Source organism: Halobacillus seohaensis, assembly GCF_042663045.1.
Classification (GTDB): Bacteria; Bacillota; Bacilli; order Bacillales; family Halobacillaceae; genus Halobacillus_A; species Halobacillus_A seohaensis.
This window is the reverse complement of record NZ_JBHSZV010000004.1, coordinates 441,164-464,271: the sequence shown is the minus strand read 5'-3', so window position 1 is coordinate 464,271 and position 23,108 is coordinate 441,164. Positions and strand designations below refer to the sequence as shown.

The 23,108-nt window shown below is 38.4% G+C and carries 31 protein-coding genes and 1 other annotated feature; of the genes, 29 read left to right on the top strand and 2 right to left on the bottom strand.

What is annotated here, in order from left to right; translation table 11 throughout:
- Positions 1-86: 86 nt before the first annotated feature.
- Positions 87-347, top strand: coding sequence for a hypothetical protein (locus tag ACFQIC_RS02715; protein WP_204707030.1), 261 nt, complete (start codon positions 87-89; stop codon positions 345-347).
- Between the two features lie 11 nt (positions 348-358).
- Here the strand turns inward: ACFQIC_RS02715 and ACFQIC_RS02710 are convergent, their stop codons facing one another.
- The gene (locus ACFQIC_RS02710; protein ID WP_204707028.1) at positions 359-526 is read right to left on the bottom strand and encodes a Spo0E family sporulation regulatory protein-aspartic acid phosphatase; all 168 of its coding nucleotides are present in this window, start codon (positions 524-526) and stop codon (positions 359-361) included.
- 200 nt (positions 527-726) lie between these two features.
- On the opposite strand from ACFQIC_RS02710, the gene ACFQIC_RS02705 reads away from it, so the two are divergent.
- Positions 727-942 (top strand): hypothetical protein, encoded by a 216-nt coding sequence (locus ACFQIC_RS02705; protein ID WP_204707026.1) that lies wholly within the window; start codon positions 727-729, stop codon positions 940-942.
- 2 nt (positions 943-944) lie between these two features.
- Positions 945-1,280 carry a YolD-like family protein gene (locus ACFQIC_RS02700; protein ID WP_390216924.1) on the top strand — a complete coding sequence of 112 codons (336 nt, stop codon included), beginning with the start codon at positions 945-947 and terminating at the stop codon, positions 1,278-1,280.
- A 153-nt stretch (positions 1,281-1,433) separates the two neighbouring features.
- Here ACFQIC_RS02700 and ACFQIC_RS02695 read toward each other — a convergent pair whose 3' ends face one another.
- A complete protein-coding gene (locus ACFQIC_RS02695) occupies positions 1,434-1,568 on the bottom strand; it encodes a hypothetical protein (protein ID WP_390216923.1) in 135 nt (44 codons plus the stop codon).
- Positions 1,569-2,083: 515 nt separating this feature from the next.
- On the opposite strand from ACFQIC_RS02695, the gene ACFQIC_RS02690 reads away from it, so the two are divergent.
- The 26 genes from ACFQIC_RS02690 (at position 2,084) to tgt (ending at position 23,108) form a co-directional block, all read left to right on the top strand.
- On the top strand, positions 2,084-3,124 hold the full coding sequence (locus tag ACFQIC_RS02690) for a rod shape-determining protein (RefSeq protein WP_204707024.1): 1,041 nt from the start codon (positions 2,084-2,086) through the stop codon (positions 3,122-3,124).
- Positions 3,125-3,135: 11 nt separating this feature from the next.
- A complete protein-coding gene (mreC, locus tag ACFQIC_RS02685; protein WP_204707021.1) occupies positions 3,136-4,017 on the top strand; it encodes a rod shape-determining protein MreC in 882 nt (293 codons plus the stop codon).
- The gene (mreD, locus tag ACFQIC_RS02680; protein ID WP_204707019.1) at positions 4,014-4,541 is read left to right on the top strand and encodes a rod shape-determining protein MreD; all 528 of its coding nucleotides are present in this window, start codon (positions 4,014-4,016) and stop codon (positions 4,539-4,541) included. Before mreC ends, mreD begins: the two co-directional genes overlap by 4 nt.
- 33 nt (positions 4,542-4,574) lie before the next feature.
- The gene (minC, locus tag ACFQIC_RS02675) at positions 4,575-5,261 is read left to right on the top strand and encodes a septum site-determining protein MinC (RefSeq protein WP_390216922.1); all 687 of its coding nucleotides are present in this window, start codon (positions 4,575-4,577) and stop codon (positions 5,259-5,261) included.
- Positions 5,254-6,051, top strand: coding sequence for a septum site-determining protein MinD (gene minD, locus ACFQIC_RS02670; RefSeq protein ID WP_204707017.1), 798 nt, complete (start codon positions 5,254-5,256; stop codon positions 6,049-6,051). Before minC ends, minD begins: the two co-directional genes overlap by 8 nt.
- A gap of 131 nt (positions 6,052-6,182) precedes the next feature.
- Positions 6,183-6,941, top strand: coding sequence for a peptidoglycan DD-metalloendopeptidase family protein (locus tag ACFQIC_RS02665; protein WP_390216921.1), 759 nt, complete (start codon positions 6,183-6,185; stop codon positions 6,939-6,941).
- Positions 6,928-7,785: a site-2 protease family protein gene (locus ACFQIC_RS02660; protein ID WP_204707013.1), complete on the top strand. Its 858-nt coding sequence runs from the start codon at positions 6,928-6,930 to the stop codon at positions 7,783-7,785. The genes ACFQIC_RS02665 and ACFQIC_RS02660 overlap by 14 nt, the downstream gene beginning before the upstream one ends.
- Positions 7,786-7,801: 16 nt before the next feature.
- Positions 7,802-9,217: a ribonuclease E/G gene (locus ACFQIC_RS02655; protein ID WP_204707011.1), complete on the top strand. Its 1,416-nt coding sequence runs from the start codon at positions 7,802-7,804 to the stop codon at positions 9,215-9,217.
- A 35-nt stretch (positions 9,218-9,252) separates the two neighbouring features.
- Positions 9,253-9,324 (top strand) — a sequence feature (ribosomal protein L21 leader region).
- Positions 9,325-9,337: 13 nt separating this feature from the next.
- Positions 9,338-9,646, top strand: a complete 309-nt coding sequence (gene rplU, locus ACFQIC_RS02650) for a 50S ribosomal protein L21 (protein WP_204707009.1) — start codon at positions 9,338-9,340, stop codon at positions 9,644-9,646.
- Positions 9,647-9,654: 8 nt separating this feature from the next.
- Entirely contained in the window at positions 9,655-9,984 is a 330-nt protein-coding gene (locus ACFQIC_RS02645) for a ribosomal-processing cysteine protease Prp (RefSeq protein WP_204707007.1), read from the top strand.
- Positions 9,985-9,997: 13 nt separating this feature from the next.
- Complete coding sequence (gene rpmA, locus ACFQIC_RS02640; protein ID WP_204707005.1) at positions 9,998-10,288, top strand: 50S ribosomal protein L27; 291 nt, start codon at positions 9,998-10,000, stop codon at positions 10,286-10,288.
- A 145-nt stretch (positions 10,289-10,433) separates the two neighbouring features.
- Positions 10,434-10,958 (top strand): Spo0B domain-containing protein, encoded by a 525-nt coding sequence (locus ACFQIC_RS02635; RefSeq protein ID WP_204707004.1) that lies wholly within the window; start codon positions 10,434-10,436, stop codon positions 10,956-10,958.
- 13 nt (positions 10,959-10,971) lie between these two features.
- Positions 10,972-12,255, top strand: coding sequence for a GTPase ObgE (obgE, locus tag ACFQIC_RS02630; protein ID WP_204707002.1), 1,284 nt, complete (start codon positions 10,972-10,974; stop codon positions 12,253-12,255).
- A 15-nt stretch (positions 12,256-12,270) separates the two neighbouring features.
- Positions 12,271-12,720, top strand: a complete 450-nt coding sequence (locus ACFQIC_RS02625; RefSeq protein WP_204707000.1) for an ACT domain-containing protein — start codon at positions 12,271-12,273, stop codon at positions 12,718-12,720.
- Positions 12,721-12,739: 19 nt separating this feature from the next.
- Positions 12,740-13,606 carry a prephenate dehydratase gene (gene pheA, locus ACFQIC_RS02620; protein WP_204706998.1) on the top strand — a complete coding sequence of 289 codons (867 nt, stop codon included), beginning with the start codon at positions 12,740-12,742 and terminating at the stop codon, positions 13,604-13,606.
- Positions 13,607-13,801: 195 nt separating this feature from the next.
- A complete protein-coding gene (safA, locus tag ACFQIC_RS02615; RefSeq protein ID WP_204706996.1) occupies positions 13,802-14,932 on the top strand; it encodes a SafA/ExsA family spore coat assembly protein in 1,131 nt (376 codons plus the stop codon).
- Positions 14,922-15,884 (top strand): phosphotransferase, encoded by a 963-nt coding sequence (locus ACFQIC_RS02610; protein WP_204706994.1) that lies wholly within the window; start codon positions 14,922-14,924, stop codon positions 15,882-15,884. Before safA ends, ACFQIC_RS02610 begins: the two co-directional genes overlap by 11 nt.
- 34 nt (positions 15,885-15,918) lie before the next feature.
- Positions 15,919-16,656, top strand: a complete 738-nt coding sequence (nadE, locus tag ACFQIC_RS02605) for an NAD(+) synthase (RefSeq protein ID WP_204706992.1) — start codon at positions 15,919-15,921, stop codon at positions 16,654-16,656.
- Between the two features lie 68 nt (positions 16,657-16,724).
- The gene (locus ACFQIC_RS02600; RefSeq protein ID WP_204706990.1) at positions 16,725-17,288 is read left to right on the top strand and encodes a YhcN/YlaJ family sporulation lipoprotein; all 564 of its coding nucleotides are present in this window, start codon (positions 16,725-16,727) and stop codon (positions 17,286-17,288) included.
- A 73-nt stretch (positions 17,289-17,361) separates the two neighbouring features.
- A complete protein-coding gene (locus ACFQIC_RS02595; RefSeq protein WP_204706988.1) occupies positions 17,362-18,114 on the top strand; it encodes a YebC/PmpR family DNA-binding transcriptional regulator in 753 nt (250 codons plus the stop codon).
- Positions 18,115-18,187: 73 nt separating this feature from the next.
- Entirely contained in the window at positions 18,188-18,520 is a 333-nt protein-coding gene (locus ACFQIC_RS02590) for a BofC N-terminal domain-containing protein (protein ID WP_204706986.1), read from the top strand.
- 543 nt (positions 18,521-19,063) lie between these two features.
- Entirely contained in the window at positions 19,064-19,681 is a 618-nt protein-coding gene (ruvA, locus tag ACFQIC_RS02585) for a Holliday junction branch migration protein RuvA (protein ID WP_204706984.1), read from the top strand.
- 18 nt (positions 19,682-19,699) lie between these two features.
- Positions 19,700-20,701: a Holliday junction branch migration DNA helicase RuvB gene (ruvB, locus tag ACFQIC_RS02580; protein ID WP_204706982.1), complete on the top strand. Its 1,002-nt coding sequence runs from the start codon at positions 19,700-19,702 to the stop codon at positions 20,699-20,701.
- A 5-nt stretch (positions 20,702-20,706) separates the two neighbouring features.
- Positions 20,707-20,898 carry a DUF2905 domain-containing protein gene (locus ACFQIC_RS02575; protein WP_204707576.1) on the top strand — a complete coding sequence of 64 codons (192 nt, stop codon included), beginning with the start codon at positions 20,707-20,709 and terminating at the stop codon, positions 20,896-20,898.
- A 19-nt stretch (positions 20,899-20,917) separates the two neighbouring features.
- Positions 20,918-21,943 carry a tRNA preQ1(34) S-adenosylmethionine ribosyltransferase-isomerase QueA gene (queA, locus tag ACFQIC_RS02570; RefSeq protein ID WP_204706979.1) on the top strand — a complete coding sequence of 342 codons (1,026 nt, stop codon included), beginning with the start codon at positions 20,918-20,920 and terminating at the stop codon, positions 21,941-21,943.
- 28 nt (positions 21,944-21,971) lie between these two features.
- Positions 21,972-23,108, top strand: coding sequence for a tRNA guanosine(34) transglycosylase Tgt (gene tgt / locus ACFQIC_RS02565; RefSeq protein WP_204706977.1), 1,137 nt, complete (start codon positions 21,972-21,974; stop codon positions 23,106-23,108).

Sequence of the window (23,108 nt, the reverse complement as noted above, 5' to 3'; positions counted from 1 at the left end):
ACTAAAATACTTTTTGTAGACAAGAATTCCTTTAGTGGTAAAATAGTTTTAGTTACTATTACTTAAAAAAAGAAGGGAAACAATCAATGGATTATATTATTCGTAACGACGGGTTTGGATGTACCCGTGAATACCCTGCGCAAGGCCCTCTAAAGATACATTATACTTATGTAGAGAATAGTGAACGTCATATTATTGTGCAATACTTGGCAACTCCATTCTGCTATCGAAAAGTCCTTCAGTCTGATATTTCTTCATTAGAGTCTCACTTATGTGATTTCCTCGAAAGTGAAAAAGTATGGATAGAATTAGGTTCATATGATCAGCATTTTGATATGGCAACGTAAAAAGCCTCACCTTAATGGTGAGGCTTTGCTGCCTTAGGTAAAGATTGATATTCATTAAGTACTCTATCAAGTTGTTGTGATACGTTAAGAACCTCTTTACCCGTTGGGTTCTTCGCATACTCTGTGTACATTTTCTTCCGCAATCTCTCTATTTTCTCTCTAATTTCCCCAGTACCCATCGTCTCATCACCCTTATATCTAATGCTTTATAAATACTGCAGTTAAAGGTTAAACATTTTAACAAACTAATGCAACAAAATTAACGTAATTTACACGACATTTACAAAGTTGTAATAATTTTAATGTTAGGTTGTTGTGTACATATACAAACTCTTTAGATATAATAGGAACAAATGTTCGTATTTAGAGGGTGGTAAGAGTGAATGGTTTATTTATTCGATCAGCTGAGGATAAACAGAATCTTGAAATGATCTACTTGGGAAGTAATGAGCAATTATCTCAACGAGTGATTAAAGTAGTGTCCGTTAAGAAAGACGATATTCTTGCCTACTGTTATTCCAGGGACCAGCTCAGAACCTTTAAAAAGGAAAATGTCATGTCGGTATATCCATATAAGAAGAAAGTGGGGGCATAGTAATGAATCCGAATGATAGAGGGACGAAGAAGTGGACCTCGTTAATGATGCCAGAGCACATAGAAATGTTACAGGAAGTTTGGAAAGAGGATGAAAAAGAGAAAAAGGCCATCCTAGATGAACAGCAAATTGAAGAAAATGTCTTCGCATTACATTGCGCGATGAAGGATGGTTTACCTGTGAAAATCAAACATCATAATGGGGTCAATTATAGTTGCAGTACTGTAAAGGTTGTTAATATGAATCAGAGTACAAAGAAGATTAGCTGTAAGGATTATAAAAATAAAGAAGATATCACCATTCAGTTTGATGATATCTATGATGTATCGGTTTTATGAGCTCTCATATTGAGAGCTTTTTATTTTGACCACGCATGATGTCAGACGCTACATATATATATATAGACCCAATGAAGGGGTTTTTTCTTTATTTTTCTATTTTAATGGTGACTTATCTTTCAAACAGCTCACCTTCACCTCCAAAGGAGATAGTTAGTCATTTTCTTTTTCTTCTTTTTCTTTCTTCCTTTTCTCTATTATTCTAGGAACAGAAGTTTTCATGAAAAATTCTGCCATTTCCTTCATTGTCTTGTCACTTATTTTCGGTGGTTTTACTTCTTTATCCATAATATTTCTCCTTTATTAGTTTTGAATTTCCTTTTTTATTCCACGTCCGTCGTTCAATCTTCCTTATCAGCTAAATGGTTAACATATATATAAGCTAATCCTACACCTATAAAGGGGGTAACATTAAGAACGTCCACATTTTCACCCTCCTAAATTGTAATTATAAACTAGCGTTACACAGACAAGTTCAATGGTAGCTCTATCCTTGTGAGGTTTCAAAAACCTCACAAGGACCTCACAAAAATGAAATGAATGAAGAAGGTGCACAAAGTTATTTTCTTAATCCTTTTTGTTCCTCTCCATTTTATTCTTATAAGTGACATCGAGCGAATGTGTAGAAAGTTGAACATATGATATCTATAATACTATCTATTTTTAAATATTTTTCGTATAATTGAATAGATGAATAAAACCAAGCGCCATTTATAAGTTTCTTCTTATAATATGGCGCTTCTTGTGATACTACTTTTGATAATTAATTTAATGTGAAATGAGTTTTAGAAAGGAAGATATAATTGGGTTTATTTGGATTTTCTCAGGATTTAGGGATTGATTTAGGTACAGCTAATACATTAGTATTTTTGAAAAATAAAGGGGTTATTCTACGAGAACCTTCTGTCGTAGCCAAGAACAATCAAAGCGGGGAAATTGAAGCGGTTGGTAATGAAGCACGGAATATGATTGGTCGCACACCGAATTACATATCTGTTATTCGACCTATGAAGGACGGTGTAATTGCAGATTACGATACAACGGCCCAGATGATGAAGCATTATATAAAACAAGCCCTAAAAACTCGTTCATCCTTTGCAAGTAAACCGAATGTTATGGTTTGTGTTCCTTCAGGAATTACAATGGTTGAGGAACGAGCGGTTATTGATGCGACAAAGCAAGCAGGAGCAAAAGATGCTTATCCAATTGCAGAGCCTTTTGCTGCTGCTATTGGCGCCGGTTTACCCGTATGGGAACCAACAGGGAGTATGGTTGTTGATATCGGTGGAGGGACTACAGAAGTTGCTATTATATCTCTAGGTGGAATTGTAACGAGCCAATCGATTCGAGTAGCTGGGGATGAAATGGATGATGCAATTACTCAGCACGTGCGTAAGCAATACAACTTAATGATTGGTGAACGTACATCTGAAGAAATAAAATTGGAAATCGGTGGAGCAGGTAAAGTAGAAATTAATCAAGAAATGGATATTCGCGGTCGGGATCTACTTAGTGGCTTACCGAAGACCATTCAGATTCACTCTGAAGAAATTGTGAAAGCCTTAAAAGACACGGTTGATTCTATCGTTGAAACGGTTAAAAACACATTAGAAAAAACACCCCCAGAACTTTCCGCTGATATTATGGAACGAGGAATTGTTCTTACAGGTGGCGGAGCTCTACTGAAAAATTTAGACCGTGTTATAAGTGATGAAACAAATATGCCGGTATTTATTGCTGATGAACCATTGGACTGTGTAGCTATTGGGACGGGGAAATCACTTGAGTATATTCAACACTTTAAATCACAACCTAATGTAGCATCTCGTCCCAAAACAGATTAAGGAGTCTTAGTATGCCATCTTTATTTCGCAGAAAAGGCCTTATGACAATTCTAATCGGTTTTATCATTCTGGTAGCTCTCATCGGCTTCTCAATGAGGGATCGTAGTGAGTTATCCGTACCAGAGAAGTTTCTCCAAGATTCAGTAGGTTGGCTTCAGTCGGTATTTCACGCCCCTGTCCAGCTCGTAGATAATACGTATCAGAATGTACAGAATATGCTCAATGTCTATGATCAGAATGAAGTATTAAAAAACCGATTAGATGAATATAAAGGTCTTATCCAAGAAAATCAACAGTTGAAAAAAGATAATGATGAACTTAGAGGTACCCTAGATAAAACAGAATCAATACGTGACTATACTCCTATACAAGGAACCGTTATTGCTCGCAGTTCTGATCGTTGGTTTAAACAAATGACGATCAATAGAGGCGAAGAACATGGTGTGGAGAAGAATATGGCGGTTATTACAGGTGAAGGCATGGTAGGTAAAGTTCAGTCAGCAGGAGCTTTCCACTCTAATGTACAATTACTTAGTGGTTTTGATGAATCGAATAAAATATCTTCTTGGATTGTTAGAGAAGATGAGGATAATGCCTTTGGTTTGATTGAGGGTTATGATAGTGAAAGTGGTCGTTTGTTGTTGGAGGGAATCAGCTTAGATGAGGAATTAGAAGAAGGCGATGTTGTTATGTCTTCAGGTCTAGGGGGAGTATTTCCAAGTGACCTTCGCATCGGCACAGTCGATAAAGTAGAAAATGACCGATCTGGACTTACAAAAACAGCTTATGTTGAGCCTTTTGCCGATTTATTTGATATTACTCATGTAATGGTCATCAATCGAGATATGCAAACCGTAAGTGAAGAAGAGCAAGAGGCAGGCGAAGAGCAATGATGCGTTTTTTTATTGCTATTTTTCTACTCATATTATTAGTTATGCAGGGTATGGCAATGAGTTTACTGCCAGCTAAAATCGTGTATTCGGACCTTCTGGTAACTCCACACTGGGTTTTGTGTTTTATTATGTTGGTGGCGATATTTTTTGATAAAGATGATACCTATCACTCTGTGTGGTATGGAATCATTTTCGGACTATTAATAGATGTTGTATACACGGGTGTACTGGGTGTTTATATGGTTACTTACGCAATTGTTGCCTATGTCATACATGGCTTGCAAAAATGGTTTCATGCTAATTTTATTGCGTCTTTGTTGCTAGTAATGGTGGGAATAGCTCTTGCAGATACTTTATTATACATCGTTTATTCATTCGTCCAAATAACAGACATATCTTGGGGAGATTATTCCATATTAAGATTACTTCCAACTATACTAGCCAACGCTTTATTTTTTATTATTATTTATCCCCTCATGAAAAGCCGTGTCGAGAGGTGGTCTGATGAGTGGGAACATGCTTAGCACATTAATGTCCAAGGTTTGAGGTGAAAGCCTGTGACGGCTAACAGTCAGATGGTAACAATTAAAGGAACAAGAGATGGGTTAACTCTTCGCTTAAATGACCAATGTTCGTTTGACTCCATATTAGAAGAACTATATGACAAGCTTTCTGTTAATGGAGTAGATGATGGCCAGCCGATGATTCGTGTGACGATTCAACTAGGAAAGCGGTATTTAACAATGGATCAAAAAGAAATGCTTAAACGAATCATTCGAGAGAAGCAAAAGCTGGTGGTCGAGCACATTGAGTCAGACGTCATTACAAAGGAAGAAGCGTTTGCCTGGAAAGAAAATAGTGAGATCACTCCAATAGTAAGAACGATTCGCTCTGGTCAACTTATAGAGGTGAAAGGTGATTTACTTCTTTTGGGTGATGTTAATCCAGGGGGAAAGGTCATTGCTACTGGAAATATATTTATAATAGGTCATCTAAGAGGGATTGCACACGCAGGATTTGATGGAAATGAGGAAGCAGTTATATCAGCTTCCTATATGAAGCCTAATCAGTTAAGAATAGCTGGTCAGTTATCAAGAGCTCCTGATCAGGACGCAGAAGGTGTATATATTGAATGTGGTTTTATAGATAAGCAAGATGATGCTATTCGAATATCTCCCCTGCAGGATGTCTTGAAACAAAAGCCAGATTTGGTGAGCTTTGAAAGGAGAATGCTTAATGGGTGAGGCAATCGTTATTACCTCCGGAAAGGGAGGAGTTGGTAAAACAACAACAACGGCTAATTTAGGGACAGCCTTGGCTCTTCAAGATAAAAAGGTTTGTCTTATCGATACAGACATAGGTTTAAGAAACCTAGATGTTGTGATGGGGCTTGAAAATCGAATTATCTACGACATTGTTGATGTAGTTGAAGAACGATGCAAGACCAAACAAGCCTTAATTACAGATAAACGTTTTGATTGCTTGCATTTATTACCAGCTGCACAAACGTCAGATAAGTCAGCAGTAACACCCGAAGCTATCAAGCAAATTGTCGATGAACTTAAGCAGGATTATGATTATATAGTGATTGATTGTCCAGCAGGGATTGAGCAGGGTTATAAGAATGCTGTTGCTGGAGCGGATCGAGCAATCGTCATAACCACTCCGGAAAAGTCAAGCGTTAGAGATGCTGATCGCATTATTGGTCTGCTTGAACAAGAAGATATGGAGTCTCCTAAATTAGTAATTAATCGCATTCGTAGTCATATGATGAAAAATGGAGAAATGCTAGATGTTGATGATATTGTGAATATCCTATCAATAGATTTACTTGGTATCGTTATTGACGATGATGCTGTTATTAAAGGATCAAACAATGGCGAGCCAGTTGCTTTAACGCCTGATACAAAAGCTTCACTTGCTTATCGTAATATTGCAAGGAGAATTTTAGGTGAATCTGTACCTCTTCTAAACTTAGAAGATGATCCGGGATTACTAGCCAAAGTGAAAAAGTTTTTCGGAATGCGTGTATAAAAAGATTGCGAACTTAGTTCGCAGTCTTTTTATATATTTTTTGATAATAATGAACTTGTCCTTTCATCTATTCATAATCTGCCACTCCGTACCATAAAGTAGTAAAAATGGCAGAAGAGAGAAGGGATCTTTTGAAGAAAATTGAACATGTAAGAAAAAACATTGCAGATCGAAAAAAGAAAAAAATTACATCCTCTGTCAAAATTCCGAACCAGGCGAAAGTATTTGTTCCCCAAGATGAAGAAATGCATGGCTATCCACCTTTTGTTGAAACAAATAAAGGAAAACATCCTATATCCAAAAAATCGTATTCTCTTTTGGGTGTACAAGCTGTAGCCTCTCTTCTATTATTTGCAGGGGTTTTTATAAGTGAACGTGCTTCTATAGCATTCGCTGAAGAGCCTCGAGCGTGGGTTTCGTCTCAACTACAAGATGAATTCCCTTTTGCTAAAGTTACAGCCTGGTATGGTGATCGGTTTGGTGACCCTTTACAACTGGTAGAGCCAAAAGATGAAATAGAAACAAATCAAGTTGCTTTTCCCGTTAATGGGGTAGTTACGGAACCTTTTGAAAATCACGGGCGGGGCATTATAATGAGTGCAGAGGAAGGGGAAAAAGTTAAATCAGTTAAAGAAGGTACGGTTATTTTTGCTGGAAATGATCCTGAAACGAAAAAAACGATTATTATTCAACATAAAGATGATACAAATACGATATATGGATTCTTATCTACAATTGATGTTCACCTTTATGAGCATATTCCGGCTCAACAAACAATTGCCACTTTGAATGAATCAGGTCAAGAGAAGAATGGGTTCTTCTTCGCTATTAAGAAAGACCAGGAATACTTAGATCCTATTGAAGTGATAAAAGTCGATGAAGGTTCTTAAGCTAGGTCAGTTGATTCATATTCACCCACTCTTCTTTCTTCTAGCATTTTCTGCTTTTTTAACAGGTGCGATTTATGAATTTATTATATTATTTACGATTGTAGCAATTCACGAAATGGGTCACTTTTGTGCGGCGCGTTATTATGGTTGGAGAGTTTCTCATATAGAATTCTGGCTGCTTGGTGGCGCCGTTGTTAGTGATGAACATACGACTAGACCCATAAGGGAACAAGTTTATGTAACCTTAGCTGGACCTTTTCAACATATATGGATTTTTATAATTCTACAGGCTCTAAATTTAACTATAGGGCCACATCCCCTTCTTTCCGCTGGATTTACTTACAACAGTGTTATTTTGTTATTGAACTTATTACCAATTTGGCCATTAGATGGAGGGAAGCTGTTATTTTATACTATTTGTCAGTATATGTGTTTTAAAAGTAGTTTGAAATTATCGCTTATTATTTCGATTTCCTGTCTTATTATAGGTCTATCTTGGATGATTTTTAGCGGACGAATGACGCTAGCGAGTACTATGCTTGCTGGGTTTTTACTATTAGAAAATAGGTTGGAATGGAAACGGCAAATCTATGTATTTATGAGGTATATTGTCCATTGCTTAGAAAGAGATGTGAGTCAATTAAAGGTGAGATACTTTACCGTTGATCCTCATACTACAGCATTTGATGTAATAAAAAATGTTCGAACAAATCGTCATCACCTTTATATATTGAAACAAAAGCCAGGTTTATATATAGTAGATGAACAGGAGTGCCTTCATCAATTTTTAATGAAAAAACAATCGAGTATAAAATTGAAGGATATTTCTAATATGTCAAGGTAAAAGAGGGTAAGATTACATGAAGACCATTGCTTTACATACAAAAATGAGTGAAATGATCGGGCTGGTCATTGAAGATCATCAAGTAATAGAATACTTAGCTATACGCCCGGAAGCGGAAAAGCTTGCGGGCTCTATTTATAGTGGCATAGTAAGAACGATTCATAAGGGAATGCAGGCAGCGTTTGTTGATATCGGAACAGAAAAACATGCCTTTTTAAAAAAGGATACGATTCCTTGGTGCAACGGGGGAATCGAACATTCTATTACAGAAGGTCAAACCATTATAGTACAAGTGACCAAGGAATCAATTGGTGAAAAAGGTGCCCAAGTCAGTGCTGATCCAACAATTCCTGGTATCTTTTCAATTTATCAACCTTTTGGAAAAAGAATATCAGTATCAAGAAAGATTGAAAAAGAGCGAGCTAAAAAGATAAAGAATGAGGTAGCTAAGCTGCTAGTTGGAGAAGAAGGAAGCATCATTAGAACAGGTGCGTCTGGAGGAGATTTATCAACAATCGAAGAAGAAATTATAGTTTTACGAGAAAAATGGAGAAACATGAAACAAGACAAGCCAATTGGGCTTCTTTGGGAAGATCAGATTCTACCGGATCAGCTTATTCGTAAGTATGCGTCCTCTTGTGATGAAATTGTTGTAGATACAAGCTTGCAGAGTCAGGAGATCAAAATAAATTATCCTAGTCTTCGGCATAAAGTTCGATGGGTCAAACAAATAGAAGATTACACAAAAGTATCCATTAATCTTTTGCAAGATCATATGACTCAAAGGCGAATCACAACAGATAAAGGGGTACAATTAGTGATTGATATGACAGAAGCTATGATCGTAATAGATGTAAATAGTTTTAAGTTTAAGCAAAAAGCCCTATCCAATGAAGAAGCATTTGAAATTAATAAATTAGCCGCAAATGAGGTCGCTAGACAACTAAAGCTAAGAAATTTATCAGGGATGATTCTGGTCGATTTTATTTCTATGAAAAGTCATTCATTAGATAAACAGCTTGTTCAATGGTTGGGTAAACAAGTATCTAAAGATCCTATTAAAACAGTCGTTCACGGTGTAACAAAATTAGGGATCATAGAAATCACACGAACACGTCAAAGGCCGAGTGTGATGGACCAATTACTTTCTATACAAAAAGTGAATTACAATTTATCCACACAGTTATATCGATTAGAGCGAGAGTTATTAGTGAATGTTCATAACGAAGCTGTTCTTTTGGTCGTTTCACCTGAACTTTATGATTTTAAAAAACAATTGCACTCTGGCACAATTTCTAGTAGAATTTCTAAAGAGCTATTTGTTCGACAGGATCCAAAGATAACTGATTGGCAAATTGAGCTTGAAGGGTCACTAGACATGATCACAGCAGCTATTCAGCGTCGCGAGTATCATGTTGACAACTTGTTTTGATCTGTGGTAACATTATTATGTTATTCAAGTAGCACTTCATGCTACAACCGCGCAGAACAGGTTTTAAAACCGATTTCGGTACCTGAATGGCGAGTCTGAGTTAATTGAGGAGGTGCAAGTATGTACGCAATTATTGAAACTGGTGGTAAGCAAGTCAAAGTTCAAGAAGGTCAGGAAATCTATGTTGAGAAAGTTAATGTAGAGGATGGCGAAACTGTAACTTTTGACAAAGTTCTATTCGTTGGTGGCGATGACACTAAAGTTGGCGCACCATTCGTAGAAGGTGCAACTGTAACGGCTAAAGTTGAAAAACAAGGTCGTCAGAAGAAACTTACGGTCTTCAAGTACAAGCCGAAGAAGAACTATAAACGCAAACAAGGTCACCGTCAACCGTATACGAAGCTTGTTGTTGAAAGCATCAAGGCGTAAGCGCGACGATGATTAGTGTATCGATGTATCGTTCACAAGGCGAAATAACGGGTTTTGAACTAACTGGGCATGCTGAGAGTGGTCCATATGGACACGATCTAGTATGTGCAGCTGTATCAGCCGTTTCTTTTGGGGCAGTCAACTCATTGATGAGCCTTTGTGAATTTGAACCTGAAATTACTCAAGGTGGCGAGGGTGGTTATTTAAAAATAACTTTGCCGAAGAAGCTGGATAAGGAAGCTTATTCTAAAGCCCAGTTGCTACTTGAAGGTATGCTAGTTTCATTACAAACCATCGAAAATGATTATAACGATTATATACAGATTACAAATATGTAAGGAGGTGGAACACATGCTACGTCTAGATTTGCAGTTTTTTGCTTCTAAAAAAGGTGTAAGTAGTACAAAAAACGGTCGTGACTCTGAATCCAAACGTCTTGGAGCTAAGCGCGCCGATGGTCAAACTGTAACAGGTGGATCAATCCTTTATCGTCAACGTGGTACGAAAGTTTACCCTGGTGATAACGTTGGTCGTGGTGGAGATGACACATTGTTTGCTAAATTAGATGGTGTTGTTAAATTCGAACGTTACGGTCGTAATCGTAAAAAAGTGAGCGTTTATCCTGTAGCTCAGGAAGCGTAACGTAATAAAGTATGATACTCATACGTAAATGTAAGCCGCGCTGTGCCATTGCATAAGCGCGGCTTCTTTATTTTACTATGATTTCAGTTTCTAGGTAATTTTGCTATACTTTTATTATATGGCTAGCTAAGGGAGTTGGATGATAATGAATGATAAAGATATCATACATATATTACGACATAAGCGTCATGACTGGATGAATCAACTACAGTTGGTTGACGGGTATGCTTCCATGGGAAAAATGGACAGGATGAAGGAACAACTGGATAAAATTATTACAGATGCTGAGCAAGAGCGCAGGTTGTTAAATAGTTCAGCCTATCATTTTTCAATATGGTTGCTAACATTTAATTGGGAGAACCAGCAGTGCCGACTTTCTTATGTTATTAATGAGGATATTGATTTATCCCGTCATGATGAACAGCTGGTTGCTTATGCCAATCAAACTCTGGATATACTAAATGAACACTGTTTATTTGGGGAACTTTATGAAGGAACCATTCAAATAAAAAAAAATCAACAGCAAGAAAAAGAAAATGTGGTAGTTAGTTGGGACTGGTTAGGATCCTTTAAGGATGAACCATTGCTAATGGAGAAATTATATAATAAAGGATTTAGCGCATCACTCGATACAGGTTCAGAGCTTTCTATAGAAATAACGATAGAATAATGAGGTGAAACATATGTTTGTCGATCAGGTTAAAGTTTTTGTTAAAGGCGGCAATGGTGGTAATGGATTAGTTGCTTATCGTCGCGAGAAATATGTTCCAATGGGCGGTCCTGCAGGCGGTGATGGTGGTAATGGTGGTAATGTTGTTTTTAAAGTAGATGAAGGTTTAAATACCTTAATGGACTTTCGTTACCAACACCACTTCAAAGCAAAGCGCGGAGAAAACGGCATGAATCAGAAGCAACATGGGAAAAACTCTCCGCCATTAGTCGTTAGTGTCCCACCGGGCACAACGGTCAAAGATGTTGAAACAGGAAGAGTAATAGCGGATTTGACAGATCACGAACAGCAAGCTGTTATTGCCAAAGGGGGCCGCGGTGGACGAGGAAATGCTCGGTTTGCTACCGCAAGAAACCCAGCACCAGAGATTGCTGAAAATGGAGAACAAGGGGAAGAATTAGATGTTCAGGTAGAATTAAAGCTCCTTGCCGATGTCGGTCTTGTTGGGTTTCCTAGTGTAGGAAAGTCAACATTCCTTTCGGTGGTTACGGCTGCGAAACCTAAAATTGCAGATTACCATTTTACAACTTTGGCGCCTAATTTAGGTGTGGTAGAAACCCAAGACCACCGTAGTTTTGTTATGGCAGATCTGCCTGGGTTGATAGAAGGAGCTCATGAGGGGGTAGGACTTGGTCATCAATTCCTGCGTCATGTGGAACGTACAAGACTGCTGCTTCATGTAGTTGACATGTCTGCTTTAGAAGGGCGTGATCCTTATGATGATTACGTTACGATCAATAATGAGCTTTCGTCATATGATGAAAGACTTACTCGACGCCCACAAATTGTAGTGGCCAATAAAATGGATATTCCTGAAGCGGAAGAGAACCTTGCTGCTTTTAAAGAAAAAGTGGGAGAAGACGTTACCATTTTTTCAATATCTACGGTAACTAGAACAGGATTAGATGAACTTTTATATGCCGTGGCTGACAAATTAGATGAGATTCCAAAACATGAAGCCGAGGAATTGGAAGAAGTAGAAGAGCGTGTTGTTTATAAATTTGAAAAAGAAGAAGTACCATTTAAGGTTACGCGCGCAGATGATGGAGCTTATGTCCTTTACGGGGAGAAAATTGAATCTGTTTTTCTGAAAACAGACTTCTCTAGAGATCAATCGATCAATCGTTTCGCCAGACAAATGCGTGGTATGGGAGTCGATGAAGAACTTAGAAAGCGCGGAGCCAAAAATGGAGATACGATAAGGTTGCTCGATTATGAATTTGAATTTGTGGATTAACGAGGTGGCTAAATAATGACGGATTATAATGAGAAGTTTTATTTAGTCCGTAGTGACATTTTACCAGAAGCAATGAAAAAGACGATAGATGCGAAAGCACTCATCGAAAGAGGGAAAACCGTGTCCATCTTTGACGCAGTTCAAGAGGTTGGGTTATCCAGGAGTGCTTTTTACAAATATAGAGATGCAGTTTTCCCTTTCCAAGCGATGGTAAAGGAACAAATGATTACAGTGTTTTTTCATTTAGAGGATCGAACAGGTACTCTGTCGAATTTACTAATCGCTGTAGCGGAGTCAGGGTGTAATGTATTAACGATTCACCAAACCATTCCTTTGCAAGGGAAAGCGAATGTCACTTTGTCGTTAAATACGACAGGTATGGTATATTCAATAGAACAATTATTACAACGGCTTCATAAGTTGGACTTTGTCGATCGTGTAGAGATTCTTAGTTCTGGGGCTTAGGGAAAAGGAGTTAAACAAAATGCAACGAATTGGATATTTAGGACCTAAGGGTACTTTTACAAAAATGGCGGTAGATGCATTATTTGATCAAGGATCATTTGTTGGCTTTGATAGTATTCCTGCATGTTTAGATGCGGTTGAGCGTGGGGACATTGATACGGGAGTCGTTCCACTTGAGAATGCTATAGAAGGTTCAGTTCACTTAACGATTGACTATTTAATTCACCAAGTAAATCAATCGATAATTGCAGAATTGACTGTTCCTATTCGTCAACATTTGCTCGTTCACCCTGATTACAATGGCGAAGAATTCACTCATATTTATTCCCATAGTCACGCCATTGCTCAGTGTCATCAATACTTGTATAAAAATTATCCTAACGCTGAATTGGAATATACGGCTTCTACAGGTAAGGCAGCTGAAATTGTTGCTTCTGAGGGAGTTGCAGTGGCTGCAATTGGTAATCATTTAGCGGCAGAGGAAAACGGATTGAAAATTTTAACATCCAATATCCACGACTACGATAATAACCATACACGTTTCGCTGTTGTGCAGAAAACTCCTCAGAAATTAAACGTAAAAGACCATCCAGTGGCCACACAAAAAACGACTGTTATGGTGACATTACCGAAAGACTTTGTAGGTGCTCTTCATCAGGTGTTAGCAGCTTTTGCATGGAGAAAGATGAATTTATCAAAAATCGAATCGCGACCAATGAAGACTGGTTTAGGCAATTATTTCTTTTTAATTGACGTAGATCAACCTTATGATGAAGTGTTATTTCCAGGAGTGAAAGCTGAGTTAGAAGCTCTTGGTTGCAAAATGAAACTACTCGGTACGTATCCGAGTTATCAAGTTGATATTCCGTCTCCCGTTTGTCAATAATTTATTAACTGAGAGGTGAAGTAGCGTTTATAGCTCTTCACCTCTCTTTTTTTTATTTGCCTTAGTTTTATGTATGGAAGTTCTTGCCCAAAAAGATTAGGCAATTCCATCATCCTTTTCCTTGTCTATGCATAAAGTGTTAGGAAACGATTATGCTCTTATAACTTTATAGATCATAGGAAAGGAGTTGCAACTGTGAAAATTCACATTGTACAAAAAGGCGATACGTTGTGGAAGATATCTAAAAAATATGGGGTGAATTTCGAAGAGTTAAAAGCGGTAAACACACAGTTATCGAATCCTGATATGATTATGCCAGGTATGAAAATTAAAGTTCCACAAGGGAAAAAATCAGTGAAGAAAGAGGCGCCAAAGAAAGAAGCTCCTAAAATGGAAGCTCCCAAAAAGGAAGCACCAAAAAAGGAAATGCCTAAACAGAAACCTATTCCTAAGATTAAAGAAGACGAAAAAATTCCGCAGTCTAAGCCCAACCAGCCTATGCCCAATCAACCCATGCCCAATCAACCCATGCCCAATCAACCCATGCCTAATCAGCCTATGCCGATGATGGAAAAGCCAATGATGCCTATCCAAATGAATATGCCGATCCAAATGCCAATGGACCAACATAATAAAAATTATTATACATCCTTTCATCTGCCACAAATGCCACCACCTGAACAAGAAATGCAACCACTAGAGTCTTCTGAGGTTGAGGAATATCAACACAAACCCATGAAGAAACCGATGCAAAAACCCATTAAACAACCGATGCAGCAACCGATGCAGCAACCGATGCAGAAACCAATGCAACAACCAATGAATCAACCAATGCAACAACCAATGAACCAAGAGCATTATGCGCAGGAGTTTCCTTACTGTCCGCCAGTGCCTCTGTTGCCACAAGCCTTTTACCATTGGGATCATTGTTGGTATCCGCCTTATGCTATGCCGATGGGAATGCAACACCATCCTCATCAAATGCCATATCATCAAGAGCCTCAACACCAAATGCCACAACATTACGGTATGGGAGGAATAGGAAATAATAATGCCGCCCTTCCCTATATGAAGAATGATTCTCAAGACGGCGGGTGTGGATGTGGCGGGGGTGCGAAACAACCAATGTATGAAGAAAATATGATGAGTTATGAGGGGAATCAACCGAATCAAATGCATAACCCTCATATGAATGGATGGAATCCTCCTTCAATGATGAATGGAAACCCTGGTAGTCATGGTTATTATCCTCAGCCACCCCAAAACCCTTTAGGTCAGTGGGGTCCTACTGAACCATGGCAGGATGATGATGAGGATGACTCGTAGTTTTAAAGAAGGCGATTCTTATACGGATCGCCTTTTTCATTGGCTGAAGTCACGTAAACAAATAAATATCACCATGTCTACTGAAATTAAGCCTAAGGTTTATAAAGTGTTGATTGATCACCATCCTGTACTATTAAAAGGGTATCGTCGTCCCAATGTTTTAAAGCAGCAAATTAGTTTTTTTGAAGAATGGAAAAATGCAGAAAGTATTGCTGCTCGTCCTTTGCCATTTCCTACGGGTGAAATGAGTATCAGTAAATTAGGGTGTGAATGGGGTCTGTTTACTTGGAAGGATGGACGTCATGCGGACTTTGGTAATGAAATGGATCGTAAAAAAACTTATAATTGTTTAAAGCAATTTCATCGTAATACGAAAGGAATTAATACACTATCGATTCCGAGAGATCCTCTTTATTTAAAGTGGTATCGTCGATTAGAACAATTTAGTGATACTAAACATGTATTTCACTCATACTATAAAAAAGAGTTATATGAAGAAGTCTTTACAATGATGGATCGCTTGCTTGATGTTTTTGCTAGTTATCCGTGGGGTCAAATCGAAGAAAATTCATGGAATAGTGAGCAATGGTTGCACGGAGATGTGGCCCATCACAACTTTATTATAGATTCTGTGGGATCCGTGAGTATGATTGATTTTGATTTGTTACACAGAGGCCCTAAGCTATATGATGAAATTCAGTTAGCTCATCGGTTTCTACCATATTTAGAGAACGACCGTATAAATTTTTTCCAATTATTCAAGCATGTAAGCTACCCAGAAATTTGGTTGAGAGGCTCGCTTGTTCCAGCTGACCTTATTAGGGAATGGTTGTATGGTTACAACAAGTCTAGAAGAGGCGAAGAAGCATTGCTGACTCATATAGAAAAATTCGAGAAAGCATGGGAGCGGAGGAAACAGTTTGTCCGATATGTTGAATTCATGCTAAGATGAGTAGTATCTTGAGTGTGAAAGGATGAACAAACTAGTGGAGCAAAAAGTGGAGAAAATTGTCACTTGGCTAAGAGAGCAAGGGGAAAGAGCAAATGTTGATGGTCTTCTTGTTGGTGTAAGTGGTGGTATAGATTCGGCTGTTGTATCACACCTTATTAAACGTGCCTATCCAGAAAAATCTCTAGGAGTTATAATGCCTTGTAAAAGTGACGGCAGTGATCAAGAACACGCTAAAAAAGTAATTGATTCTAGTGGGATTCAATCTATAGCGATCGATCTTACGGAAACTCATAATGTTATGTTTGGAACAATTTTGGAACAATTAAAAACCGAGGATATTTTCAATGCAGATCAAGAGAAAATAGCGGATGCCAATTTGCGTGCAAGATTAAGAATGAGCACTCTTTATACATTAGCAACTAATCACCGATACCTAGTGGTTGGAACAGATAATGCTGCAGAGTGGCATACGGGTTATTTTACAAAATTTGGTGATGGTGGTGTCGATCTAGTTCCTTTAGTCAATCTGACGAAAGGTGAAGTTGGAGAGATGGCTAAGTACCTTGGTGTTCCAGATGAGATTATTCATAAACAGCCGAGTGCTGGTTTATGGGAAGGGCAGACGGATGAAAATGAAATGGGCACAAGCTACGAGATGATCGACCTCTATTTAAAAGGTGAAGCCATTCCTGAGGAAGATAAAAGAATTATCGAAGCTATGCACAATCGTACCGCTCATAAGAGAAAAATAGCTCCAGGCCCGCCAGAGTAAAGTTACCTTATATTAGCAGATTAAAACATTCTCCTTTGTCCATAGTAATGGAAAAGGAGAATGTTTTTATGTGGAAGTGTATATGTATGTTAACAGGTTGTGGAATTATTTTAATGGCATGTTCTGGTGATGTCCCTGAAAAAACCGAGGAATCTCAAAGTGAAGAATTATATCAACCGATTGAGTATACAGAAGATGATGGATCGGTACAAAGTAAAGAAATCCCCACAGGTGAAGACCAATATTTTAAACGATCAACGCAAGAAGAAAACAAGGAAACTAAATATTCAGAAACCAACCGTTCGCACGATAATGATTTCAATAACGAAGAATCGATGTTGATTACTCAAAAAGTGAATGAGCTAAAAGAAATTACGTTAACCCAAGCATTCACTAATGGAGAAAAAGCCTATGTTGCTGTAATGATCAATCCTTATGATCGAAGAGATAAAGATATAGAAGAAAAAGTTATGGAAAAAGCCGCGACTGTAACGGAGCTACCTATTGTCGTCTATACGAATATAAATGTATGGGATCAAAAAAAGGACGATAATGCAAGGATTAAAGCTGCGGAAGCACCAAAGGATTTGCAAAAACGAATTCAGCAATTCTTTAATCAGAACCAGGAATAAACGAAAGTTACTAATGAATGGTTTTTATGATATATTTATAGGGAAAAGTATTGCTCCAGGGGAGGAGATACCTATGGCAGGCCATTCAAAGTGGAATAATATAAAGCGCCGAAAAGGTGCACAAGATGCGAAAAAAGGCAAAATATTTATGAAGCATGCTCGTGATATTTTCATTGCAGCTAAAGAAGGTGGAGCAGATCAAGAAATGAACTCGAATCTTCGCTTAGCTGTTGATAAAGCTAAGTCAGACAACATGCCCAACGAGAACATTGACCGTGCTATAAAAAAGGCTACCGGCGATCTGGATGGGGTGAGCTATGAAGAATTCACCTATGAAGGTTATGGTCCTGGCGGTGTAGCAATAATGGTTACTGTGTTAACTGATAATAAGAATCGAACAGCAGCAGAAGTACGCCATGCTTTTAGTAAAAACGGTGGAAACCTTGGGGAAAACGGTTGTGTAGCTTTTATGTTTAATCGTAAAGGTTATTTAGTGATTGATCGTAAAGAAGTGGAAGTAGATGAGGAAGAGCTAATGCTTGAAGTGATTGAAGCAGGTGGTGAAGAACTAGAAGCAAGTAAAGAACAATTTGAAGTATTCACCACACCTGAAGATTTTACAAATGTGAAAGCAGGGCTTGAGAAGAGTGGTTATGTTTTTAACTCAGCAGATGTAACTATGTTCCCCACGACTTATACTCCGCTTGATGAAGACGGAGTCGAGAAGATGTTGAATTTAATTGATACATTGGAAGATAATGATGATGTCCAGGAAGTTTATCACAATCTAGATGCGGATGATGAGGTAGTCGAGAAACTCTCTTAAATGGTTTACCTTATAAAAGTTGTTGTTTCTGAGCATAATAGAAACAACAGCTTTTTTATAAGGAGGAAATAAAGTGTATACAGTGTTGGTGACTACGTTTTTCCTAGTGAGTTTCATGATGCAACCTATCATAGTAGACGAAGAAGGAAAACAAGCAACCCATCATAGTTTCGCAAGTTCTTCTTTACCGATGGATGAAAAAAAAGTTCCGGCTTTTGCACTCGAGGACCCTTTGGAATTAAAAGTCATTTTAAAAACATATGACGAAGATAGGCTTGTTGAAAGGGAGGAATCGGTGGAGAAGATTTGGGCAATGGAAGATTTTTGGGCGGAATACGATGGCTGGGTTGTTGAGGACCAAAAAATAGGAGAGATCGTCTTTCAAAAGAAACTGGAGAAAATATAAATAAATGACAAGACCAATGTGTGAAGTCAGAGAACAGTTATCGTGGAGAAAACGTTAAAATAAGGTTCAATAACATTATAAAAAGCAAATAAAACTACTGGGTAATTTGCGCACAAAAACGCTTGGATTTAAATGCAAGCGTTTTTGTGTGCCTTTAAAATCTTAAGTTCCACGGTTTCAAATTTGTGAATGATAAAAGTTTCCTCGTTCGTTACTCCCTACGAGGCCTCGGCAGCCCGAGTTTCAACTGTCATACTCACGAAAGTTTCATCCATAGTACTAAGATTTCGGAGCCTACTTTATTCAAACGGTGCCGTTCATCTCAATGTGGGTAAGGGGGGAGCAAATCATTCTCTTGAGCCCTTTCTCTGTTTCTAACAACGGAACCATCATTCTGTTCCTGCCCTGTCTACTGGTTTGTATGATTCGCTACTCTTAGGTGTAAAGAGCAGTTTATTCTATTGATTCTTACTTATACGAACATGTGCTTGTGTGATATAATGAGGTCTAAACAAGAATTTGTAGTAGAGGGGAATATTCACCATGATCGCATATGTCAAAGGAGAATTAACGACCATAGATGAGGAAGCAATAGCAATAGAAACTCAAGGGATTGGCTATGAAATCCTCTGTGCCAGCCCTTTTAACTTTCAAGATGAATTACATAAAGAGATAAAGGTACACACCTATCACTATATACGAGAAGATCAGCAACTGCTCTTTGGCTTTAAAAAGAAAGAAGATAAGCTTTTGTTTGCTAAACTTTTAAATGTCTCAGGGATCGGCCCTAAAGGAGCCTTAGCCATCTTAGGTAGTGTAAGTGTTCCTGAGTTTGTATCAGCTATCGAACAAGAAGACGAAAAATACCTTACACAATTTCCTGGTGTTGGTAAAAAAACGGCTAGACAAATGATCCTAGACCTAAAAGGGAAATTAGTTCTCTGGCTCCCTGATGAAGACAATGAACAGACTATTTTTTATGAAGAAGATCTTACAGCAAAAGAAAGAAGAATTCGATTGGATGAGGCATTAGAGGCATTAAAAGCATTAGGCTACTCTGATAAAGAACTCAAGATGATACAACCAGAATTGGCTAAAGCTCAGAATTCAAATGTTGATGACTATGTTAGACAGGGATTACAGCTTCTCATGAAGTCCTAAAGGAAAGGAGGAAAAAGGATGGAAGATCGAATGATATCAGGTGAGGTTCAAGATGCAGAGCAGGATATAGAGCTTAGTTTACGTCCCGAAACACTTCGGCAATACATTGGTCAAGATAAAACTAAGGAGAATTTACGTATTTTTATTGAAGCAGCAAGAATGCGTGAAGAACCTTTAGATCATTCTTTACTATTTGGCCCTCCCGGGTTAGGAAAAACAACGCTAGCCTCTATAATTGCCAATGAAATGGGTGTTCAGTTTCGGACGACTTCAGGACCTGCGATTGAGCGAGCTGGTGATTTAGCGGCTATATTGTCTTCCCTCGAAGCCGGAGACGTGCTATTTATTGATGAAATCCACAGATTACCACGTTCCGTAGAGGAAATCTTGTATCCGGCTATGGAAGATTTTTGTTTAGATATTGTTGTTGGAGCAGGACCTAGTGCGCGTTCTGTTCGTCTTGATTTGCCCCCTTTCACATTAGTAGGTGCAACAACAAGAGCTGGGCTGCTGTCTGCTCCGTTACGCGATCGGTTTGGAGTCCACTGCCGTCTTGATTATTATGATGCAGATGCTCTATGCTCCATAGTGGAGCGAACGGCAGAAATTTTCCACGTGGGTATAAAAAAAGAAGCGGCTGTTGAGATAGCCCGAAGATCAAGGGGTACACCAAGAATTGCTAATCGGTTGCTTAAGCGTGTAAGAGATATCGCTCAAGTACAGGGAGATACAATTATCTCAGAACAGACGACACAAACTGCCCTAAAGATGCTTCAAGTGGATGGGGAAGGTCTTGATCATATTGATCATAAGCTGCTTTTTGCTATTATGGATAACTTTAAAGGGGGACCCGTCGGACTTGATACAATTGCTGCGACAATTGGTGAAGAGTCACAAACGATTGAAGATGTATATGAGCCTTTTCTTCTTCAAATGGGCTTTATTCAACGCACCCCTAGAGGCAGAATGTTAACAGATAAGGCTTATGAACACTTTCAACGGGAGGTGCCAGGCTCTTGACGGGCATGGGTAAAGTCTTTATTGTAATAGGGGTCGTCTTTATTGTTATTGGATTAGTTTGGAGTTTATTTGGCAAACTACCAGGTGACTTCAGTTTTAAGAAGGGTCCAGTTACGGTATACTTTCCAATTATGACTTCAATTATTGCAAGTGTGGTTTTAACCTTAATTTTTTATTTAATTAGTAAAATTCGTTAATTTAGAATAGGAGTTTCACATGAACATTAAGACATATGATTTTGATTTGCCAGAAGATTTGATTGCTCAAGTTCCATTAATAGATCGAGCATCATCGAGACTCATGGTTCTTAACCGTGCCACTGAAAAAATGGATCATTGTAATTTTTCAGACATAACACATTATTTGAAGCAAGGGGATTGTCTTGTTTTAAATGATACACGAGTACTTCCGGCCCGATTATATGGTGCAAAGGAGGATACGGGTGGAAAAGTGGAGGTCTTGTTGCTTCACCAACATGATAACGATCAATGGGAAGTTCTTGTTAAACCTGCTAAAAAAGTTAAAGTAGGCACAAGAATTGTCTTTGGTGAAGGACAACTTGTTGCTGAATGTACAGAAGAACAAGCTCATGGTGGACGAAGAGTGCGTTTTACTTATGAAGGAATTTTTCTTGAAGTGTTAGAGTCTCTTGGAGAGATGCCTTTGCCTCCTTATATAAAAGAACAGCTCTCTGATCGAGAACGTTATCAGACAGTATATGCGAAGGAAGAAGGTTCCGCGGCTGCTCCGACAGCGGGATTACATTTTACTAATGAGCTATTGGACGAGATTCAGGCAGCTGGTGTTGAAGTTGTCTATTTAACTTTGCACGTAGGTCTTGGAACTTTTCGTCCCGTTAGCGTGGAAACCATAGAAGAACATGAAATGCACGCTGAATTTTACCAGCTCAGTGAGTCATCGGCACAGAAGTTAAACCAGATTAAAGAAAATAATGGTCGAATTATTTCTGTAGGGACAACTTCCACTCGTACGTTAGAAACAATTGTTCGAGACTATGGGAATTTTCAAGCTTCTAGTGGATGGACGGATATATTTATTTATCCTCCATATCAATTACAAGCCATCGATGGTTTAATTACAAACTTTCATCTGCCTAAGTCTACGTTAATAATGTTAGTCAGTGCCTTTGCCGGCCGTGATTTTGTATTAGAAGCTTATCAAAAAGCAGTCGAAGAACGGTATCGTTTTTTTAGTTTTGGCGATGCTATGTTTATTTTTTAATGATGGTATGTGAGAAAGGAACGAAATAATGGCAATTACTTATGAATTAATAAAAACGTGTAAACAAACAGGGGCGAGATTGGGAAAGGTTCATACACCCCATGGTTCATTTGAAACCCCGATGTTTATGCCTGTCGGAACCTTGGCCACTGTTAAGACAATGAGTCCCGAGGAATTGGAACGGATGGGAGCACAGATTATTTTGTCTAATACATATCACCTTTGGTTGCGACCTGGAGAGGATATTGTAGAAGAAGCAGGTGGCCTTCATAAGTTTATGAATTGGGATGGATCTATCCTTACCGATTCTGGTGGTTTTCAAGTCTTTAGCTTAAGTGATTTGCGTCAGATCGAGGAAGAGGGGGTTCATTTCAGAAACCATATTAGTGGTGAGAAGCTATTCCTTTCTCCAGAAAAAGCAATGCACATTCAAAATTCTCTTGGTGCGGATATAATGATGGCCTTTGATGAATGCCCTCCTTATCCTGCTGAACATCATTATATGAAGAAGTCTGTAGAAAGAACTAGCCGCTGGGCGGAACGTTGTTTAGAAGGTCACAAGAAACCTGATCAACAAGGGCTGTTTGGAATTATACAAGGTGGAGAATATGAAGATTTGAGGCGTCAAAGTGCTCAAGATTTGACCTCTCTTGATTTTCCGGGGTATGCTATTGGTGGATTGTCTGTTGGGGAACCGAAAGATGTAATGAATCGGGTTCTCGATTTTACAACTCCACTTCTTCCTGATGGAAAACCGCGGTATTTAATGGGAGTAGGGTCACCGGATTCACTGATTGATGGTTCCATACGTGGTATTGATATGTTTGATTGCGTATTGCCGACTAGAATTGCTAGGAATGGAACTTGTATGACTTCACAAGGCCGTTTAGTTGTTAGAAACGCAAAATTTGCTCGAGATTTTCGTCCAATTGATGAAGAATGTGATTGCTATACGTGTCGAAATTACTCGCGTGCTTACATTCGCCATCTAGTGAAGTCGAGTGAAACTTTCGGGTTTAGACTTACTACTTATCATAATCTTTATTTTCTGTTAAAATTAATGTCGCAAGTGCGTGAAGCCATTAGAGAAGATCGACTCGGTGACTTTAGAGAAGAATTCTTTGAGCAATATGGTTTCAATAAACCAAACGCAAAGAACTTTTAG